Below are 17,391 nucleotides of genomic sequence, written 5' to 3'. Positions count from 1 at the left end.
TTCTATTTTGGGGGAGAGACGATATAAGCGAGCGGCAGGAGTTGGACCTGCATAGTAGTCCAAGAAAGAATGGGCTTCAAGACTTGGAACAATGTTCTACCGCTGAACTACGCTCGCAAGATGCCAACTGAAATGATTCAATTGGCTTGACTGGCAAAATTTTACTATTCCTCTCTTTGCTTGAAGCGTGTCACCAAATCGTCTTTAATTCCTTTAAGCATACGGTCGTATTCTGCTTCGGAATAGCTATCTTTTGATAGGTAGAGAATGGCGTCAGATTTTACAAAGGCTGTTAAGTCACTGATAATATCTTCTATTAGTTCGTACCTTGAAATATCTTGATGCATAGTATTGCCTTCTTTCTTTATTTTAATGCGAGCGGCAGGGGTCGAACCTGCATCTGAATAGTAGTTTGAGTTATTTAATCGAGGGAAAATAAAGCAACCGTTCTACCGTTGAACTACGCTCGCAAAGATGGACCTTGTTGGACTCGAACCAACGACCGGACGGTTATGAGCCGTCTGCTCTAACCAACTGAGCTAAAGGTCCAATGAAAATTTAAATGCGAGCGGCAGGAGTCGAACCTGCATCTGAAAGTATCTAGTCAGCAACTCAAAGGAGTACTATTCTACCGTTGAACTACGCTCGCATGTTGCCCGCTAGGCTGGTAGTGGGCGAGGGTGCTACTTTCGTTTATGAATCCAGTAAACTAACATGACGACTAGCGCTATGAAGCAAATGATGCCAATTTCAATGGTAAAGTCGAACACGTGTGTGCTGTACGTTCCTACATACAATTCCATAGCTTTTACCCCGATTAAAATATATTTATACTAGTTATACTTAGCATGTTTATACCCGGCTAAGCCGATAAAATATAATATCGCGATTGGCACCCAAATCACCATAACAATTGCTTGTGAAGGAATCCATGTTGCCAGGATAAATAGTACGGCTAATATTGGCAAAAAGATGTGGCCTAGTGTTCCTAATATCTTCCATAGTGCTAGAAAGATGACGATCATTATTAGTAGTCCCATTACAATTATTCCTCCAAATTCCCCAGCTTTTACCGACATCCGTATCTGGTCAGTAAGTTAACTTCTAGTTACTAACATTAGTGCGGAAGGCGTTAACGACATCATCTTCTAATCGTTTGGGTATACCAAAATTTTCCATAAACGGCATGACACTATTGTCAGCATACGTATCAACTTCGCTTAAATAAATTGGAATAAGTATTTTCAATGCTTCTAAATTAGCCATGCGCTCGTATTTAGATTTATTGCTAAAACTAGAAAAATATAATATTCCTTCATCATGGTTGATAACGTGGCCTAGTTCATGTGCCATTTGAAAGGCGATTTCAGACGGATTGTGCCATTTTAGGTTAATTAAAACGATGTTATTTTCCGGTTTGGCTGACGACGGAGTGTATGCATCTAGTTTGTCTGTTAAGATGCAAGATATTCCATGATCCCAAGCATACTGCATTAAACGCTTGATGTAGATATTCAAATATTATCAGTCCTTCCCACCGTTTAAGATGCGTTTGATGTACTCCATATCTTCAGGAGGGATAGGCTTACCCTGATAGGTCATAATATAGTCGTCATCTGTAATATCAACTTGTTTGGGCTTCATTGAAGTAGAATTGTCATCCGTTTTGCCCAATAAGTAATCAACAGAAACATTTAGAACATCGGCAACGGCTTTTAAATTATTGATACTAGGCTCTTTGGTTTTCCATGAATAAATAGTATTTTTGCCTAAATTTGCCTTGTCGTTAACTTGGGTTAGACTAAATCCGCGTTTTTTTGAAACTTTTTTTATTCTATCCAATACTGTCATATCAATGATTTCTCCAAATTCTATGACAAAACAATTAGACTTAGACTAATTAATTGTTGACTATTTTTAGACTAAGACTTATTATTGATTCATCAAGTAATTAAGCAACAAAAAATACACCTATCGAAACAATAACTTTGGCGAGAGATTTAGATAGTAGTAGGCTTTAAATTGCTTATTTCGTATGCACTCATTTTAGACTTAGTCTAAATATAAGTCAATAACTTGATGAATAAATTATGTAAAGGAGGAGTAAAAATGCCAGAACAAACAATCGAAGATGTCGCATTGGAAATTGAAATTAAATACAAAACTGCATTGAGCCGCCACAAAATTTCTCAAAAAGAAATGGCTGAAATGCTTACCACTAAGTCCGAAAAGGTCACACCGCCACAAGTTAACCGTGCAATCAAAGGTGGCAACGAACCCAAGTCAAGACGGATTCGGTCACAAATGGCCAAAATTTTAGGGATTCAATGAAAGGAATGATCCACATGAATGATTTAGTAATTATGAAGAACCAACAAGCCGTTACTAGTAGCTTGCAAGTAGCTGAAACGTTTGAGAAAGAACATCGTAATGTATTAGCAACAATTGGGGGTCTGCTTAAAAATAAGCATACCCAACACATGTTCGCAAAGGAGACATATATTAACGAACAGAACGGTCAATCTTACCCAATCTATTATATGAACCGTGATGGTTTTACTTTGTTAGCAATGGGATTCACTGGTACTAAAGCACTTAAATTTAAACTTCAGTACATTGAAGCATTCAACTCTATGGAAGAACAAGTGAAATTGCCAACATCACCACGAGAGATTGCAAGATTGGCACTCCAAGCCAATGAGGAAACTAATCAACGACTGGATAGCGTGGAGGGCGATGTGAAAGACCTCAAGGAGAACCAAGTTATTCCTAATCCTGAATATAGTGCGCTTAACCGGCGTGTTAACCAGCGCGTGTCGGAAGTTGCACATAGCTATGGTCATATCACACAGAAACAACGAGGTGAGCTGTTCAAAGATATCGGCAGTGGAATCAAGAAGATTGCTAACGTGAGCGCTCGGTCAATGCTACGCAAGAAGGACTACCAGATGGTAATGGACTTCATCAACGATTGGGAACCGTCTACAGCAACTAAGACAATCATTCGACAGACGTCACTTCGATTCGACAAGGAGCCAGCATAGGAGGTAAAACAATGGAATTTGAAAATGTACGTGAAGCACTGAAATTCTTGCTTGAGTATAACGATACGATGTTGAACCCTAACCTTAAATCTCGGGTTAACGGTGGTAAGTGGGAGCCGAGCACAGTTAGCGAAGTTCAAGCGACGAACTATGACGCTTTAGCACAAGCAGCGGACATGCTTGGTATGAGCGACCTTTACTTAAATGAACAGCCAGCATAGGAGGTGAGTTAGATGGAACAATTAAATGTAACAATTGAAAGTTTAGATGAATTAAAAAAGCTGCTTGACGAGGCATCAGACCAGGTCAAACAACTTCAAAATACGATGTCTAAAATTACTGAATATCAAATGAAGTTCCATTAGATAAGCCATTTAGAACATAAAATTCAATAGCTTCATCTCGCATTTCAGTAAAACTTGAAAACTGTGAATTTTTGTTAATGATTTCGTCAACTACAGGTTTATCAAAATCATCAAAGGATTTAACGTTATCTGCCGGGATAGCGCTTAGCAAATCACCTGTTGTCTTGAAGCTTGTATATTTGTTCAAGAAATCATTGGTAAATAAATTCTCAAAGGAAACTTTATGATCGCCATCAAGTTCTTTGGCATTGTTGCTCATGCGATCAAAATCGGACACCAGTTTATCCAAACCATCCATATCTTATCACCTCGATTTATTGGGATAAGCAAAGTATACAACTAAGCAAACATAGGAGGCGAGTTACATGGAATCTAACGACATCTCTTTAAGCCTGCCTAGCAAGGTATTAGAGCCAATCAAGCAAGAGCTAACAGGGATAATCAAATCTGTATTTAAAAGTATGATGGACCGTGAAGCTTTACCGTATTGGATGAAGAAACAGGAAGCTCAAATTTACATGAATGTTAGTGACAAAACTTTAGACAAATTCATTGTTGACGGTTTGAGGGTTTCCGTTGTTGACGGAGTTCAACGGATTTCAAAAAAATCCGCTGATAAATATTATGAAGATCATGAATTATAAATAGTCTATGCGAGGGGCCATTTATTGGGAGGAATTGCCATGGTAGAAGTAGCGGCATTAACCTGGGCGCTAACAACCGTGTGGTGCAAACGCCGAGAGATTAGAAACTGGTTTGGAATTTAGGAGGAAACGATATGTATGAAGAAAACATTGAGCACGCGTTAAGAGCACGTAAGTATAACGCAATTCGTGCAGATGAACGTGAGCTGATTAACGCTATCACGTACGATACAGATGGAATCATTAAGCGGCGCCCGTGCTTTGGATATTCGGAAGAATTTATTGGCGAATTGCAAGAACACGATATTAATGTTTGCGAGCCAGATGAAGAAAACGACGATGGATGGACATTTACATTGCCACCAATGTATTAGGAGGAATGATCATGAAAGTTCATGTAGGTGATCGAGTGAGTTACAAGGCTGAGTATAGTTGCGGCCAATTAATACGAGAAGCCGGTGTTGGCAGAGTAGTTGAAATTAAGCAAATTCCGTTCACGTTGCGCACAAAAAAAGATGTAGCTGTAGTAAAAGAGAATGGCCAGCAATTTGAAATCATTACCAATGGTATTCAAGTGCTCAAGTAGGAGGAATGATCATGCAAAAAGTATCAATTTTACCACTCCACGAGTGGAAACGAGCGCAAAAAAAGCCATCGCTAGTAATGGCTAACGATGGGCTAATGGAAGAGATGATTAGTACCAACACTTACTTTATTCCAAAGCGGTCTCGTTTGCAAGCTAAAAGACAAAAATACTCCCTACTGGAGTGGATTACAAGAGTAGGGAGCAAGAAAACAATTCAAGGTATGCGTATATATTATCGCTAACCAGAAATGTTTGCAAGTGCTAAGAAAGTGAGGACGGTAGTTATGGATAATCCATTACCTTACAAAGAACAACAGGATTGCATTCTTCATGGCATTACACGGATTGCATCAATCGATCCACAAGAATTAACTCCAGAATGGCTGCTAATTCAAAATAATATGGCAATGGCGTTTTGCTTGAATTCATGGATGTTTAATAGGGGGCTGAAATAAATGGTGGACTTACTATCTGAATGCCAATCATTTGAAATGAAACTTAATCGTGTAGAAAAAAAGTTATCTGCAGCCACAAGCGCTGCTGACTTTGCCTACAAGGCGGTACAGGCACGTCAAAAAATTGTTTCGTTTGACGACCTAGACGATGAGGAAAAGATTGCACTGTTTAACGAATATGACTGGTTGTTATTAGAACTAGAAAGTTACTTAGGTGGATTGGAACAGCAATTTGAAGATGCGGATGAAGGCTTGTCTGGTGGAAAATTTTTGCTGGAGACTTTAAAAGATAATTCGGTGATATAAATTAGGCAGAGGTGATCGTGTGGAACTGCTACCGACTAAGTTAATTGAAAAAGATGGCGAGTGGTATCAGGTTCAGAAGCTCACCCATAAGCCTAACCTTGACCATGTTGAGACGGTAAGTGGTTCTGATGACGAATACTACACGTACTCTGAATTAGCTGACACACGTAAAGCTAGTCCACAACAACGACGCTTGTTCTTCGCGTTGCTTAGTGACATCTATACGTGGTCAGGCATGCCGACAGACTTCTTGAAAAACTTGTTTTATTTGCAGTATGAGTCATATACGTTTGGCAAGCAGATTAGCCTGTCAGACACCACAGAATCGTCTGTGAGCGATGCTAACCAGTTACTCGACCTAGTTATCGACTTCATGTTTGAGTGGCACGTGCCGTTCAAGGAAGGCTATAAGCTATTGCCACGTGAGCAAGAGTATTACCTGTTCCAGTGTTGCCGTCATCGAGTTTGCATGATCTGTGGTAATCGTGCTGATATCCATCATGTAGACGTTATCGGAGCCGGCTTGAACAGAACACACGTTGACCACACCAAACGGCACGTTATGGCATTGTGTCGAGTCCATCACAGCGAGATTGAACAAATTGGCTCCGTGGCATTTAGTGCAAAATACCACGTTCCGGTAGATGGCATAAAACTAGATAAAGAAACGTTAAAACGAATTGGCTTGAAAGGTAAATACAGCAGTGACTAATACACCGGGTGGGTGGAATGCCTACTAGTAAACAAGGGAGGATTAAGAGATGGCACAGAGAAGAATGTTTAGTAATACGATCACGGATTCTGATTTGTTTATGGATATGCCTAAGTCAGCTCAGCTACTATATTTTCATTTGAATATGCATGCTGATGATGATGGGTTTGTGGGTAATACAAAATCCATTATGCGGATGACTGGTTCAAGTGACGATGATTTGAAAATTTTGTTAGCCAAGCAGTATCTTATTCCGTTTGAGAATGGCGTCACTGTGATTAAAGATTGGCATATTCATAATTACATCCGATCAGATCGTAAGCACCCCACGAAATATACTAGTGAGCTTAAACAATTAGAGCTAAATGAAGACGCTAGTTATAGTAAATTACCTTTCGGTAGTCAAGTGTCAACCAACGGTCAACCAAATGACGGACACTTGGTAGGCAATTGTCATACCGAGGTTAGGTTAGGTAAGGATAGGTTAGGTAAGGTTAGTAAAGGTAAGTATATAGAGCCAGGTAAGCCCAAGCCAGGCAAAGCCAAACCAGCACGACACAAATATGGACAATACCAAAATGTCTTGCTGACAGATGAACAACTGGAGAAACTTAAATCGGAGTTTCCTTCTGACTGGCAGGGCCGAATCGAACGCGTTTCTGAGTATTGCAGTATGAATGGCAAGGCGTATAAGAACTATCTGGCAACCATTCGCAACTGGGCTAAAAGGGACAAACAAGGGCAAAGCCAATTAAATCAACCACGGAAAGAATTTGGACGTTCAGGAAGTGGTCGGTCTAACGGCTTTACCCTTGAGGGTAGAGAAGTTAAGGATAGTGACCAGCCATGGTAAAAACCGTAGGCGATGTAGTCACTAACCTAATGTCTAAGGTGTTTGAAACCTATGGGGTTAACTGTCCCGTTTGTGGGAAACCGTTACTACGACCACAGATTTTAAACAAGCGTACGGGCCAAAAAATGGCCGGTGCATGCCCTAGTTGCGGCTATATGGAAGACATTAACCACCGTGAAATACCAGATAACAAAGCCCTGACAGCATCCGCACATAAAAACGAAGCGCTAGGCTATATTAATACCTACAGTATTTTTAGCAGTTTTGATGTCTTTAACCGTCGCTTTAGTAATTATACAGTATCGAGTGATGCTAGCAAACAAGTCTTAGAGCGTAGTCGTACGATAGCTAATCGCATTATTAACGGTGAAACAATCCACACGTTGATGATTGGTGCAACAGGGCGTGGGAAGACGCACCTTGCTGTAGGCATGATGTGCTGGATATTAGAGCGGTCTGGTTACAAGTTATTAAAGACTGTGATGAAGAATGGCAAGCCAGTTGAAACGTTCTTTAGTTGGAAAATTATCTTTATTGACTGGCGTGAACTTATCGAACGCAAGAAACAGTCTTTTAATGACGATCAGATGGCAAAACAAATCAATAAAACCATGGCTGAGATAAAGAACGCTGATGTCGTTATTTTAGATGATTTTGGTAGTGAACGTGGCACCGAGTATTCGTTAGATTTGGCGGATGCATTCTGGCGTGACCGAGAAAACAAGACGGTGATTGTGACCACTAACTTAATTGGTAGCGACTTAACTGCAAGATATGGTGACAGAACATTAAGCAGAATGAAAAACCACGGTGTTAATAATGGAATCACGTTTGCAAATATTCCAGACCACCGCGGATTAGTTGAATAGAAAGGAGCGAGAAGTGTATGAGTTGTGAATTATGTCATGGTAGTAAAGTCGTTCAACAACCACTTGGGAGTTATGGTTTCACATTTGACCCATGTCCTAACTGTGTGAATAATAAACATAAACAATATGAACAAGAGTTTGAAAGGAAGATTGTTTATGACAAGCAAAAATTGGTCGAAAGAGCTGGAAGTAATTCATAAGCTAGAAGTGAGATATGGCAGCATGGCTAACGTGCCTGAGAGCAAATTAGCTAACTTGCATAAGATGCCTGGAATTAAGACCGTATCAGGCGATTACATGGAGATTACGCGTACCCAGTATAATGCCATTAAATTAGTCATGGAAGGCAAGCAGGGTAAAACTAGGACGTCTCAGGAGCTAAAACACAGTAACGCTTGGCTGGATAATCGTATTCGTGCGATTGACGAAAACAAATACTACATTACGGAGGACGAGAATGCCTAAACACACTAAGAAGCGTTCAACGATTAAACGGAAGCACCGGCGAATGAAGCAACATGCCGAAGCAAACAAAAAGCCGCCTACTAAGGCGACCAGTCATAGGGCCACTCGAATGACCGTTGCCAGTATAACATATAAAAAGCGCTGCCATTGCTGACCGTGCTACGATTGATACCTACAAAATTAATTATAGCACAGTCAAAACAAGGGGGTGGCATGATGGAGAGCATTTTTAAGGACGTTGATGAAGAACGAACAATTGCTAATGCGGAACGGGTGCTAAAAGACTATTGGAAATGGCGACTACGAGCTCGCAGGGTTAATTTCAACCTGCAAAGTCCAGCAATGGACGGAATGCCTAAAAGTCCTAGCTATGGCAACCATATTGAAGACAAGCAAGTTAGTAAAGCTAACGATGATTTTATGGCTAATTTAGTTGTCAAGGTCATTGAAGCTGTTACAATTGATGAAGAAACGGAGAAATATTCAGAGCTATTAATGCTGCTCTATGTTAAACGGTATTCGAAAACTAAGTGCATGATTAGCCTGAATATATCCGACAAAACATTTAATAAGTATTTGAAACAAGCCCAGTTAATGTTCGCTGAGATATATCCGGATGGCGTGGAAGACCTGATCGTTAAAAAGTATGAGCCAGAGATTATTGCTCACTACGACGAGGACTGAATTTACTCCGACAAAATTCCGAGTAAATTCCGACAAGTTTCCGTGTTGATTCCGGTAAATAAGTCAAAAAGGGGAGTAAATTAGTATTATCGATAGATAGGTAAGCCACCCCAGCTTGTTAGCCTATCGTCACGGCGGTGCGTCAGAGATGGAGAGCTGTGTCGGTCTGTAAAACCGATCCCATTGGGTGAGTAGGTTCGATTCCTACCGCCGCCATTAAGCAAGTAAGTACGCAATGATAGTGCGTGAATATTTGAATCAACAATAACCTATGCTTACTTGCTTGCTGTTCAGTGCGGAAAACTGGACGGCACCTACATAAGACGCGCAATCAAACGACCACCAGATTGCCTGCAGGAACAGGCGCGCTGTGGTATTGTATATAGATACTGAAAGGGGGCTTTAGATCCCTCAGGCATTCTCAGTAATCCTTCAAACTGCTCTCGCTTATTGGCGGGAGTTTTTTTGTGAAGTACTTTAGTGCGTATTACAACTCAAATAATGTGAGATATAGTATTATATGAAATCGTATTGTTGATTAATGGGATCGCCATCTTATGAGACAGCAATACATAAGTCTGGCTTACGTCAGGCTTTTTTAATATATACGATTAGGAGGTATCACAATGAATATGAAAGACAACTGGGTCATTGAGAATGATTGGAAAAAAGTTAACCTAGAATTATTTGGTGGACAATATCCATTCTGTTCAAGCAACGAGGCAACTCATGGCAAAGATGATTAATACAAAATATGGCTACGTCACGCCACAAGAAGCAGAGATGGATGCCCACTTAGATAAATGGATGAAGCGCCGTGCTAAACAGCATGGCGCTTTTAGTTTGGAAAAGAAACGGAGAAAGCAACATGCCAAGGACAAGAAGATGCCGCTATCCTAACTGCCATGCGATGGTCACTTTCCCTGACCACTATTGTCAGCAGCACTATGAGTATGAAGCTGAGTACTTGGCTAGTCGGCAACGTTGGGCACGTAGCAATGACAAACAGTACACGCACAAGTGCAACACGGTTACACGTTATCGTAATGAGGATAAGCGTCAGCAATACAACTTCTATCGGACAAGGCAATGGTCACATCTAAGGCAACGAGTCCTAGAGCGTGACCATTACTTATGTGCATACTGTAAAGCTCAAGGCACTGTCACACCAGCTATGACAGTTACTCAAGGGATTGAGTGGAAACGCAGCTAATAAATAAGGCTGTTAAAGACTGTTGCTGATAGATGTATTCTCAGTCTATTAATTAGTGCAGGGCAAAGCGGTGGACGCTTACTTGTTTCATAAACAAGAATGGTACTGGTTCGATTCCAGTCTCTGCAATTCTAGTCTAGCCAAGCGCTAGGCTTTTTTGTTGTCTTTAATTATGGAGGGATTAACATGCTAGTTTATCATGACGGCTTTGGTGAGACGGCCAAGCTCAGTATCAACAAGACACATGGCTTACTGGTTACAACTGATACAGTGAGTGGCGACACAGTTACTATGCAGATTAGACGCTCAGACTTAGCCAAGTTGTTAGAGTTCCTGACTACAGAGCTATCAGCCACTGAGAAGGGAGCTGACTTGCTGTGAATGAGAACTCTACGCATATACTCATGAGAAAGTTAGACAGTAATCACTTCAAGATTGAAATTGGTGGCAACCTGACCTATGAAGAACTGACTTGGTTTATTGGTCAACTTGCAGATAAGACAGCTTTATCATGGTCAAAGACATCAGGCTCGAACTATGCAGACTCATTGCAAGCCGTACTCTTAACCGTGCGTGCTAATCAATTACAAGAACACAACAACAGCAAAGGAGCTGACAAGTAATGAATCTTAAAGCAATTACAGCAGAGAATGTAGATGACGTACTTGGTGAAGTGAAGGAGAGCTATGCACAGATTAGTGGCAGCCCGCTCAAGCTAGATTCACTATCATTCCACAAGAGAGCCTATGACGTTATGACTGATGAAGACTGGGAGAAAGTAAACAAGGAAGTAGCAGATGTGGCGTTAGACTTCACTACCAAGTATTTACTATTTAGTTCAACCAAACCAATGCTGAGCCGGTTCAAAGTGTTACAGATTGCTGAAGCGTTCTATAACGCTAATTACCTTGTAAACTATGATTACACGAATGACGGTACAGATAACAACATTAATGTGTATGTAGACTTATGCCGGTGATGTTATGAGAATGAAAGTCTGTCGCATGTCAGGTTGTAATGAGCTGGTGAGTTATGAGCAAGAGAATCCTTTCTGTGCTAAGCACGCTAGTTGTTACAAGCCTAGACCTTATCAGCACTACAACAAGTGGGAACGCAAGCAACTCAGCAAGGATTACAACCACAACTATCGTGACAAGGAAGCCAATGCTTTCTATCACAGTGTGGCATGGCGCAAGCTTAGCAGAGTTGCTAAAGAGAGAGCGTACATGACATGTGAATGCTGTGGCCATACTGCTCTTGGTAAAGGAAAGCTAGTTGTAGACCATATCACACCAAGACGGATAGACAAGCGCAAGCAATTAGACAGCAACAATCTCTGGGTGCTCTGCTATAGTTGCCACTATTGGAAAGGACAGCTTGAGCAAGACATTTATGAAGACGGAGATGAAAATTTTATTTCAAATTTAGATGTTGCGACTCAGTGGAACAAAGAGAGCTGCAGAGAGTGGATTTTAGCACACAAGCACTGAAAAATACCCCCCGCCTATGAAGCTCAGGGAGAGCTCACACAAGCACTCTCAAAAACAAACAAAACTGCGAAAATTAAAAGGTTGATCAAGGTGGTGATACTAGTGAATGAAAAACATGCAGGAAGAAAGCGCAAAGTCACTCATGACGGTGATTATCATAAAGAGATTCATGAAGAAGATAAGAAAATTTCAAAAATTCAAAGCGGGCTTGCTGATATTCAATTGACACCCCCACGCCACTTAAACGGGTACGGGAGGGCACTGTGGAAAGTCTTAGTACCTGAATTGAGAAAATTGAACAAAGTGAAGCAGTTAGACCGTACCAGTTTAGAGTTATTTTGCTCTGAATATGGGTACTATCGGAGTGCTGAAGAGAAGCTTGAAGAATATGGTGAGTATATCTCTAATGATGACGGCATACCCGTAAAACGTTCACCAGCACTTGTGACGGTTGAAACGGCTGCAAGGACTCTGAAGAGTCTAGGCGCTGACTTAGGACTCTCATTTGACGCACGGAGTGGACAGGTACTTGCAGAAACTCATGATGATGAAGACGACAGTGCCAAAAGCACCCCGTTGAAGGTGGTGAAGTTCAGTGTCTGATTATGTTGGAGTAGAAGACATCAAGCAAGCCATTATTGAAGAAGAGCCTACTTATAAGGCACTGCTGTCAGATTATCCTGACGCTGCCACACAGTACGCCTATGACGTACTCTTCACTGATAAATACATAACTGGTCAAGATACTCAGCTTGGCTGTATTCGTCACCTGAACGATCTACTGCGTCAGGGTGATGAAGATTTTCCGTATATCTACAATTTAGACATGGTGAACGCAATAGAATACTTTGCCCGTACCATTCCTGACCCTACAGACATTCATACGCTAATCAATCCTATGCCGTGGCAGTCTTTTATCTTGGATAACTTGATTGGCTGGCGTGATCCTGTGCATAAAGGTAGCAGATTCCATACTGGAATTGTTTCAATCGCACGGCAACAAGGGAAGACTTGGCTTGCTTCAATCTTGGTTAATTTCAGCTATTTTGTGATTGGTCTACAGGCCAGCTCTCAAGATTTTCTTGTGGCAAGCTATGACAATGAACACGCTAAAAAGCTTTTTGACTACGTTTCTTTGCAAGCTCAAGTGATTATCAAGTCGCCTGATTTTAAAGAAGACGCTGCAAAGCAAGGCGTTGAAGCTCAAACACGTCAGGTAATTGGCCATAAGAACAAGAACACTATTCGTATTGGTTCAGCACAGGCAGGGGGATTTGATAGTTACCACAACCTAATTGCTGTGTTTGATGAAATTGGAAACTTGCAGCCTAAGATGAACGAAAGTGTTAACCAGATTATTTCGGGACAGTCAAAAATCAGTAACCGTCTTTTTCTTGAAATTTCAACCGCTTATCCTAATGTCAAAGTTAAATTCAAGAATGATCAGGACGTTATGCGCAAAATAATGCGACAAGACAGCCTGCGCGACGCTGAAGATACTTTCATGATGATTTATAGCCAAGACAATGATAGTGAAGTCTTCAGTCCTGAACTCTGGGAGAAGTCAAACCCGTTGCTGGGACACCCTGAACTTAAAGACCAGTTGTTAGACGGCCTTATCAAGCTTAGAGATAAGCAAGAGCGTGAAGGTGAGCTTGCTTCATTCGTGAACAAGTCGCTTAACGTGTGGAGCCGCCGCTTTCAAAATAGCTTCATCTCTCTTGAGAATATCAAGAACAATATTATTGACGGCTTTGACGTTGACAATCGTGAAGTATACGTTGGTTTTGACGCAAGCCAGACCAATGATAATACGTCTTTTGGATTGATTTACCCTTATCAGGTAGGAAAGAGCAACCGGTTCTACGCTCAGCAGTACAGCTTCATTCCGTTTGCGGCCGCTAAGTCCATTGGTGCTAAAGAGAAACAGGACGGGTTAAATTATCGGCAACTTGCTGAACGTCATCTCTGCGAAGTCACTAGAAACCCTGCTGGGACAATTAACCAGCAACAGGTTTACCAATGGCTGGTAGATTACGTTTATCAGCACCAGTTAAAGATAAAAGCGGTAGTTGCCGACCCTAACTTAGCTGCTTGGTTCGTTAAAATGATTGAAAATTATCAACCAGAATGGCCACTGCTGACTTTAGCACCTACTTCTTATAAGTTGTCTGTGCCTACTAAAGAATTTCAGACACAGTTCATAAACGGCAATATTAAAATGATTGATGACCCGCTCATGACAGACGGCTTGAACAACGCTGTACTTGTTGAAGACAGGGGTGGTGCAATCAAGATTGACCGTCAAAACTGGGTCAGTGAGCACATTGATACGACAGACGCACTGATCAACGCATACTCACAAGCAATGGATTATTTTAAAGGCTACAGGCCAGATGAAGGCTACAACCCTTTGAATAATTTGAATCACAGTGAGCGTGCGGACTTCTTCAAAGCAATGTTTGGGGGGTGATGATACTGAAAGTGATGAAAGCTATTGGCTTCTTTTTAGCTAACTGGTTATCTGTAATTCTGTTCATTGCAGGATTAACATTTCTTGACTTAGCAGCCTTTAATGTCAATTTCACTCTTGGCCTTCTGGTGGCCGGTCTTGCCCTGATCACAATGGCTTTGGCCTATGCACATGAAAGGGGGTGAGATAAATGGGATTGATGACACCAAGCAATTACAGACGGCCAAAAATTCGCAATGACATGAGCTATCCTAGCACTAGTGAGCAGCCCACCTTTGTGACTAATATCGCTGGTAATCCAATTAGCTATACACCCGCACGCAGTGCTTTTAATAACACTGACGTTTATGCGGTTGTAGTCCGAATTGCCAGCGACATTGCCAGTGCAAGGCTGAGCACGGAAAATACAGCGGTTTTAGACCTTCTTGAGCGCCCTAATCCTTTGATTGGACGCTTTTCTTTTTGGCAAGGTGTAATTATTCAATTGCTGTTAGCAGGTAATGCTTATGTGCCATTGAATGGCAACCAGTGGGAACACGTGCCGCCGTCTGATGTTCAAATTAATTACAATTCAGGCAATCAAGGTATCACGTACACTGTTATGGCCAATAATGACCGGCCAGAAATGATTTTGCCGCAGTCACAAATGCTTCACTTTAGATTGAGCCCTGACGCACGCTATCGGTATCTGGTAGGGCGTTCACCGCTAGAAAGTCTGAAGGGTGCGCTTGATATTGCCGAAAAGACGTATCGCTCAAATGGTAAAGCATTAGATAGTCAAATTGCCCCTTCAGGGACATTGAAACTATCCAATTTTATCGGCAATGCTGCTGATTTGAAGTCAGCACGAGAAGAGTTTGAGAATGCGAACGCTGGCAATAACGCAGGTAGAGTCATGGTCTTGACTGACAGCATGGAATATAGCCCGTATGAAATGAAAACAGACGTTTTCTCTGTGCTCACGGAGAACTCAAACTTTAGTGCTGATCAAATTTCTAAAGCGTTTGGCGTTCCTAGTGATGTGCTGGGTGGTGGTACTTCTACTGAAAGCAATCACAGTAACATTTCTCAGGTTAATTCTGTGTACCTTTCAAATTTAAACTCGTACATTTACCCGCTAGTTGAAGAATTAAAGCTCAAGCTTGCGGTGCCTGATTTGACAATTGACACCAAGACTATCCAAGACGCAAATGACACCGTGCTTGTGAACCAAGTCAATGCACTGGTTACAAGCGGGGCGATTGATCAAGGGCAAGCTGAGTTCTACTTGAAGTCAAAAGGCTATTTACCGCTGAATTTGCCAGAGTTTAAAGCACCGGCAACGGGGACTACTTCAACATTGAAAGGAGGTGAGAAAGAATGAACGTTTTAAACGTCAATGGAGTAATCACAAATGATGATGACGCTGACATCTATCGTGACTATATTGGTATGACGGTGGTTTCACCTAAAGACATCATTGATAATTTGCCAAGTGACGGCAGTGATGTAGTCGTTGACATTAACAGCTTTGGTGGTGAAGTTGACCCTGCTGCTCAAATTTATACGGCGTTAAAAGACTACAAGGGCAAGGTAACTACAAAGATTAGTAGCTCTGCATATAGTGCGGCCACGATTATTGCAATGGCTGGTGACACAGTTCGTATCAGTCCTGCCGCTCAGATGATGATTCACAATGCTTCTTCAAGCGCAGACGGTGACTATCATGATATGGATAAAAGTTCAGGCATGTTAGAAGCTACTAACCGCACAATTGCTGGGGTTTATGCAGCCAAAACTGGCCGTACTACTGATGAGTTTTTGCAATTAATGGATAAAGAAAGCTGGTTGACACCACAAGACGCTCTTGATCTTGGCTTAGTTGATGAAATTATTGACTACTCAAAAGAAGCGGTGTTCAACGCCGTGCCACAGATACCAATTAAGCTGATGAACAAAGTGAAGACCATGTACCACAAGCAACAAAAGAAGCAGGAAGACAGTGCAAAGCTGTCTTTAACACAACAAAAGCTAGAGATTTTAAAGGAGGATTTATAAATGGATTTACAAGCAAAATACCGACAAATTAGTGATAAGTGCAGCGATTTAAACGCACAATTACAAGCCGCATTAGTTGATGACAGCTTCAATGAAAAAGGTTTTAAGGTGATCAAGAACGAATTACATAATGCGAAAGTACAACGCAATGCTTTGCGTGAACAGTTAGCTGAAGACGACAAGGACAACGACGCTGAACCACAACCAGTGTTAGACAAGAAAGGCAAAGACTTAACGCCTAAGAAGAGCAATCTGGAAAAGCAAAAGACTGCTATTAATGACTTTGTACATAGCCGTGGCCGTAAAATTTCAGATGACGCTGCAACTGCTGTGACGTCAACGGTTGTTGAACCGTTAGTGCCAGAAACAATCATCTATGACCCTACGGCTGAAATTAACACGGTTGTTGACTTATCAACTTTAGTTACTAAGTTGCCTGTAACTACTAAGAAGGGGACTTATCCAATTTTGAAGCGGGCAGATGATTCCTTAGCTTCAACTGAAGAATTGAAGGCTAACCCTGAACTAGCTGCACCAGAATTTGATGAAGTTGATTGGTCAGTTTCTACTTACCGTGGTGCATTACCAATTTCTGAAGAGTCAATTGATGACGCTGAAGTAGACGTGACTTCTTTAATTGGCCACTCTATCGGTGAAAAGAAGGTCAATACGGTTAACAAGGCCATTGCACCGGTATTACAATCATTCACGGCGGTTTCAGCAGAATCAAGTGACTTAGTTGACGCTATCAAGCACATCTTGAATGTTGATCTTGATACTGGCTATGCGCGCACGATTGTTGCCAGCCAAAGCATGTACCAAGTTCTTGATACCTTGAAGGACAAGAACGGCCAATATTTACTTCACCAAAGTATTACAGAACCTTCAGGCGGCGTTTTGTTAGGCGTTCCCGTGAAGGTTGTCAATGACAGCCTGCTAGGTACTGACGGTGAAGCAAAAGCCTTTGTTGGTGACCTGAAGCGTGCGGTGCTCTTCCCTGATCGCAAAGAAATTTCATTATCATGGATTGATAACCCTACCTATGGTCAATATTTAGGTGCTGTCATGCGGTTTGGTGCACAGCAAGCTGATTCTAAGGCCGGTTACTTCTTAACCGTCTCAGATGTAGAATCAACGACCACTACGACTACTGCGGCTTCAACTAATACGACTACCACCACTACGGCAGCCTAGT

31 protein-coding genes, 5 tRNA genes and 2 pseudogenes are annotated in these 17,391 nt (G+C 41.5%); 29 read left to right on the top strand and 9 right to left on the bottom strand.

What is annotated here, in order from left to right:
* Positions 1-26 precede the first annotated feature (26 nt).
* The 8 genes and pseudogenes from MZO40_RS14815 to MZO40_RS14780 form a co-directional block, all read right to left on the bottom strand.
* Positions 27-117: transfer RNA gene (locus tag MZO40_RS14815), tRNA-OTHER, on the bottom strand.
* Between the two features lie 47 nt (positions 118-164).
* A complete protein-coding gene (locus MZO40_RS14810; protein WP_050339261.1) occupies positions 165-347 on the bottom strand; it encodes a hypothetical protein in 183 nt (60 codons plus the stop codon).
* A 26-nt stretch (positions 348-373) separates the two neighbouring features.
* Positions 374-470, bottom strand: a tRNA-OTHER gene (locus tag MZO40_RS14805).
* A 5-nt stretch (positions 471-475) separates the two neighbouring features.
* Positions 476-549, bottom strand: a tRNA-Ile gene (locus MZO40_RS14800).
* 14 nt (positions 550-563) lie between these two features.
* Positions 564-649, bottom strand: a pseudogene (locus tag MZO40_RS14795).
* A gap of 184 nt (positions 650-833) precedes the next feature.
* Positions 834-1,040 carry a hypothetical protein gene (locus MZO40_RS14790; protein ID WP_050339260.1) on the bottom strand — a complete coding sequence of 69 codons (207 nt, stop codon included), beginning with the start codon at positions 1,038-1,040 and terminating at the stop codon, positions 834-836.
* 64 nt (positions 1,041-1,104) lie between these two features.
* A complete protein-coding gene (locus tag MZO40_RS14785; RefSeq protein WP_016511001.1) occupies positions 1,105-1,518 on the bottom strand; it encodes an ImmA/IrrE family metallo-endopeptidase in 414 nt (137 codons plus the stop codon).
* 6 nt (positions 1,519-1,524) lie between these two features.
* Entirely contained in the window at positions 1,525-1,851 is a 327-nt protein-coding gene (locus MZO40_RS14780; RefSeq protein WP_050339259.1) for a helix-turn-helix domain-containing protein, read from the bottom strand.
* Between the two features lie 258 nt (positions 1,852-2,109).
* Here MZO40_RS14780 and MZO40_RS14775 point away from each other — a divergent pair, with 258 nt between their 5' ends.
* From MZO40_RS14775 to MZO40_RS17460, 4 genes are read left to right on the top strand one after another with little or no spacing between them, the layout of a single operon-like run.
* Positions 2,110-2,331 (top strand): hypothetical protein, encoded by a 222-nt coding sequence (locus MZO40_RS14775; RefSeq protein WP_015380504.1) that lies wholly within the window; start codon positions 2,110-2,112, stop codon positions 2,329-2,331.
* A 14-nt stretch (positions 2,332-2,345) separates the two neighbouring features.
* Complete coding sequence (locus tag MZO40_RS14770; protein ID WP_050339258.1) at positions 2,346-3,044, top strand: Rha family transcriptional regulator; 699 nt, start codon at positions 2,346-2,348, stop codon at positions 3,042-3,044.
* Positions 3,045-3,055: 11 nt separating this feature from the next.
* Complete coding sequence (locus tag MZO40_RS14765) at positions 3,056-3,265, top strand: hypothetical protein (RefSeq protein ID WP_050339257.1); 210 nt, start codon at positions 3,056-3,058, stop codon at positions 3,263-3,265.
* A gap of 12 nt (positions 3,266-3,277) precedes the next feature.
* Entirely contained in the window at positions 3,278-3,409 is a 132-nt protein-coding gene (locus tag MZO40_RS17460; protein ID WP_015380502.1) for a hypothetical protein, read from the top strand.
* On the opposite strand, the gene MZO40_RS14760 is transcribed toward MZO40_RS17460, so the two are convergent.
* Positions 3,381-3,707, bottom strand: a complete 327-nt coding sequence (locus MZO40_RS14760) for a hypothetical protein (RefSeq protein ID WP_016058354.1) — start codon at positions 3,705-3,707, stop codon at positions 3,381-3,383. The two genes, MZO40_RS17460 and MZO40_RS14760, sit on opposite strands and share 29 nt — an antisense overlap.
* 67 nt (positions 3,708-3,774) lie before the next feature.
* Here MZO40_RS14760 and MZO40_RS14755 point away from each other — a divergent pair, with 67 nt between their 5' ends.
* From MZO40_RS14755 to MZO40_RS14635, 25 genes and pseudogenes are all read left to right on the top strand, one after another.
* The gene (locus MZO40_RS14755; protein ID WP_050339256.1) at positions 3,775-4,053 is read left to right on the top strand and encodes a hypothetical protein; all 279 of its coding nucleotides are present in this window, start codon (positions 3,775-3,777) and stop codon (positions 4,051-4,053) included.
* A 134-nt stretch (positions 4,054-4,187) separates the two neighbouring features.
* The gene (locus MZO40_RS14750) at positions 4,188-4,427 is read left to right on the top strand and encodes a hypothetical protein (protein ID WP_050339255.1); all 240 of its coding nucleotides are present in this window, start codon (positions 4,188-4,190) and stop codon (positions 4,425-4,427) included.
* 11 nt (positions 4,428-4,438) lie between these two features.
* The gene (locus MZO40_RS14745) at positions 4,439-4,639 is read left to right on the top strand and encodes a hypothetical protein (RefSeq protein WP_050339254.1); all 201 of its coding nucleotides are present in this window, start codon (positions 4,439-4,441) and stop codon (positions 4,637-4,639) included.
* Between the two features lie 11 nt (positions 4,640-4,650).
* Complete coding sequence (locus MZO40_RS14740; protein ID WP_050339253.1) at positions 4,651-4,881, top strand: hypothetical protein; 231 nt, start codon at positions 4,651-4,653, stop codon at positions 4,879-4,881.
* Between the two features lie 42 nt (positions 4,882-4,923).
* A complete protein-coding gene (locus tag MZO40_RS14735; RefSeq protein ID WP_162985047.1) occupies positions 4,924-5,094 on the top strand; it encodes a hypothetical protein in 171 nt (56 codons plus the stop codon).
* A complete protein-coding gene (locus tag MZO40_RS14730; protein WP_050339252.1) occupies positions 5,095-5,400 on the top strand; it encodes a hypothetical protein in 306 nt (101 codons plus the stop codon).
* Between the two features lie 19 nt (positions 5,401-5,419).
* Positions 5,420-6,112 carry a putative HNHc nuclease gene (locus MZO40_RS14725; protein ID WP_050339251.1) on the top strand — a complete coding sequence of 231 codons (693 nt, stop codon included), beginning with the start codon at positions 5,420-5,422 and terminating at the stop codon, positions 6,110-6,112.
* A gap of 49 nt (positions 6,113-6,161) precedes the next feature.
* Positions 6,162-6,965 (top strand): hypothetical protein, encoded by an 804-nt coding sequence (locus MZO40_RS14720; RefSeq protein WP_050339250.1) that lies wholly within the window; start codon positions 6,162-6,164, stop codon positions 6,963-6,965.
* A complete protein-coding gene (locus MZO40_RS14715) occupies positions 6,959-7,834 on the top strand; it encodes an ATP-binding protein (RefSeq protein WP_252133381.1) in 876 nt (291 codons plus the stop codon). The genes MZO40_RS14720 and MZO40_RS14715 overlap by 7 nt, the downstream gene beginning before the upstream one ends.
* 156 nt (positions 7,835-7,990) lie before the next feature.
* Positions 7,991-8,299 (top strand): hypothetical protein, encoded by a 309-nt coding sequence (locus MZO40_RS14710; RefSeq protein ID WP_050339248.1) that lies wholly within the window; start codon positions 7,991-7,993, stop codon positions 8,297-8,299.
* Between the two features lie 216 nt (positions 8,300-8,515).
* The gene (locus MZO40_RS14705) at positions 8,516-8,983 is read left to right on the top strand and encodes an ArpU family phage packaging/lysis transcriptional regulator (RefSeq protein WP_016511185.1); all 468 of its coding nucleotides are present in this window, start codon (positions 8,516-8,518) and stop codon (positions 8,981-8,983) included.
* A gap of 133 nt (positions 8,984-9,116) precedes the next feature.
* A tRNA-Tyr gene (locus MZO40_RS14700) sits at positions 9,117-9,199 on the top strand.
* A 513-nt stretch (positions 9,200-9,712) separates the two neighbouring features.
* On the top strand, positions 9,713-9,883 hold the full coding sequence (locus MZO40_RS14695; protein ID WP_003641389.1) for a hypothetical protein: 171 nt from the start codon (positions 9,713-9,715) through the stop codon (positions 9,881-9,883).
* Positions 9,852-10,166 (top strand): annotated as a pseudogene (locus tag MZO40_RS14690) (HNH endonuclease); the annotation flags it as partial. The gene MZO40_RS14695 and the pseudogene MZO40_RS14690, both read left to right, overlap by 32 nt.
* Before the next feature lie 86 nt (positions 10,167-10,252).
* A tRNA-Met gene (locus tag MZO40_RS14685) sits at positions 10,253-10,325 on the top strand.
* Between the two features lie 57 nt (positions 10,326-10,382).
* Positions 10,383-10,577, top strand: a complete 195-nt coding sequence (locus MZO40_RS14680; protein WP_050339245.1) for a hypothetical protein — start codon at positions 10,383-10,385, stop codon at positions 10,575-10,577.
* Positions 10,574-10,819 carry a hypothetical protein gene (locus MZO40_RS14675; RefSeq protein ID WP_050339244.1) on the top strand — a complete coding sequence of 82 codons (246 nt, stop codon included), beginning with the start codon at positions 10,574-10,576 and terminating at the stop codon, positions 10,817-10,819. The genes MZO40_RS14680 and MZO40_RS14675 overlap by 4 nt, the downstream gene beginning before the upstream one ends.
* A complete protein-coding gene (locus MZO40_RS14670) occupies positions 10,819-11,175 on the top strand; it encodes a hypothetical protein (RefSeq protein WP_252133380.1) in 357 nt (118 codons plus the stop codon). The genes MZO40_RS14675 and MZO40_RS14670 overlap by 1 nt, the downstream gene beginning before the upstream one ends.
* A 46-nt stretch (positions 11,176-11,221) precedes the next feature.
* Entirely contained in the window at positions 11,222-11,686 is a 465-nt protein-coding gene (locus MZO40_RS14665; RefSeq protein ID WP_225351371.1) for an HNH endonuclease, read from the top strand.
* A 102-nt stretch (positions 11,687-11,788) separates the two neighbouring features.
* Positions 11,789-12,289: a phage terminase small subunit P27 family gene (locus MZO40_RS14660; protein WP_050339241.1), complete on the top strand. Its 501-nt coding sequence runs from the start codon at positions 11,789-11,791 to the stop codon at positions 12,287-12,289.
* The gene (locus tag MZO40_RS14655; RefSeq protein WP_056952840.1) at positions 12,282-14,159 is read left to right on the top strand and encodes a terminase TerL endonuclease subunit; all 1,878 of its coding nucleotides are present in this window, start codon (positions 12,282-12,284) and stop codon (positions 14,157-14,159) included. Before MZO40_RS14660 ends, MZO40_RS14655 begins: the two co-directional genes overlap by 8 nt.
* Positions 14,160-14,170: 11 nt before the next feature.
* Positions 14,171-14,344 (top strand): hypothetical protein, encoded by a 174-nt coding sequence (locus MZO40_RS14650; protein WP_159257459.1) that lies wholly within the window; start codon positions 14,171-14,173, stop codon positions 14,342-14,344.
* A 5-nt stretch (positions 14,345-14,349) separates the two neighbouring features.
* Positions 14,350-15,522, top strand: coding sequence for a phage portal protein (locus MZO40_RS14645; RefSeq protein ID WP_050339239.1), 1,173 nt, complete (start codon positions 14,350-14,352; stop codon positions 15,520-15,522).
* Positions 15,519-16,196: a head maturation protease, ClpP-related gene (locus MZO40_RS14640; RefSeq protein WP_050339237.1), complete on the top strand. Its 678-nt coding sequence runs from the start codon at positions 15,519-15,521 to the stop codon at positions 16,194-16,196. Before MZO40_RS14645 ends, MZO40_RS14640 begins: the two co-directional genes overlap by 4 nt.
* The gene (locus MZO40_RS14635) at positions 16,197-17,390 is read left to right on the top strand and encodes a phage major capsid protein (RefSeq protein ID WP_252133379.1); all 1,194 of its coding nucleotides are present in this window, start codon (positions 16,197-16,199) and stop codon (positions 17,388-17,390) included.
* Position 17,391: the final 1 nt, after the last annotated feature.

It is taken from the genome of Lactiplantibacillus sp. B652 (assembly GCF_023806745.1).
GTDB lineage: Bacteria > Bacillota > Bacilli > Lactobacillales > Lactobacillaceae > Lactiplantibacillus > Lactiplantibacillus pentosus.
Note: the sequence above shows the minus strand (reverse complement) of the source record. Positions and strands in the feature narration are given on the sequence as shown.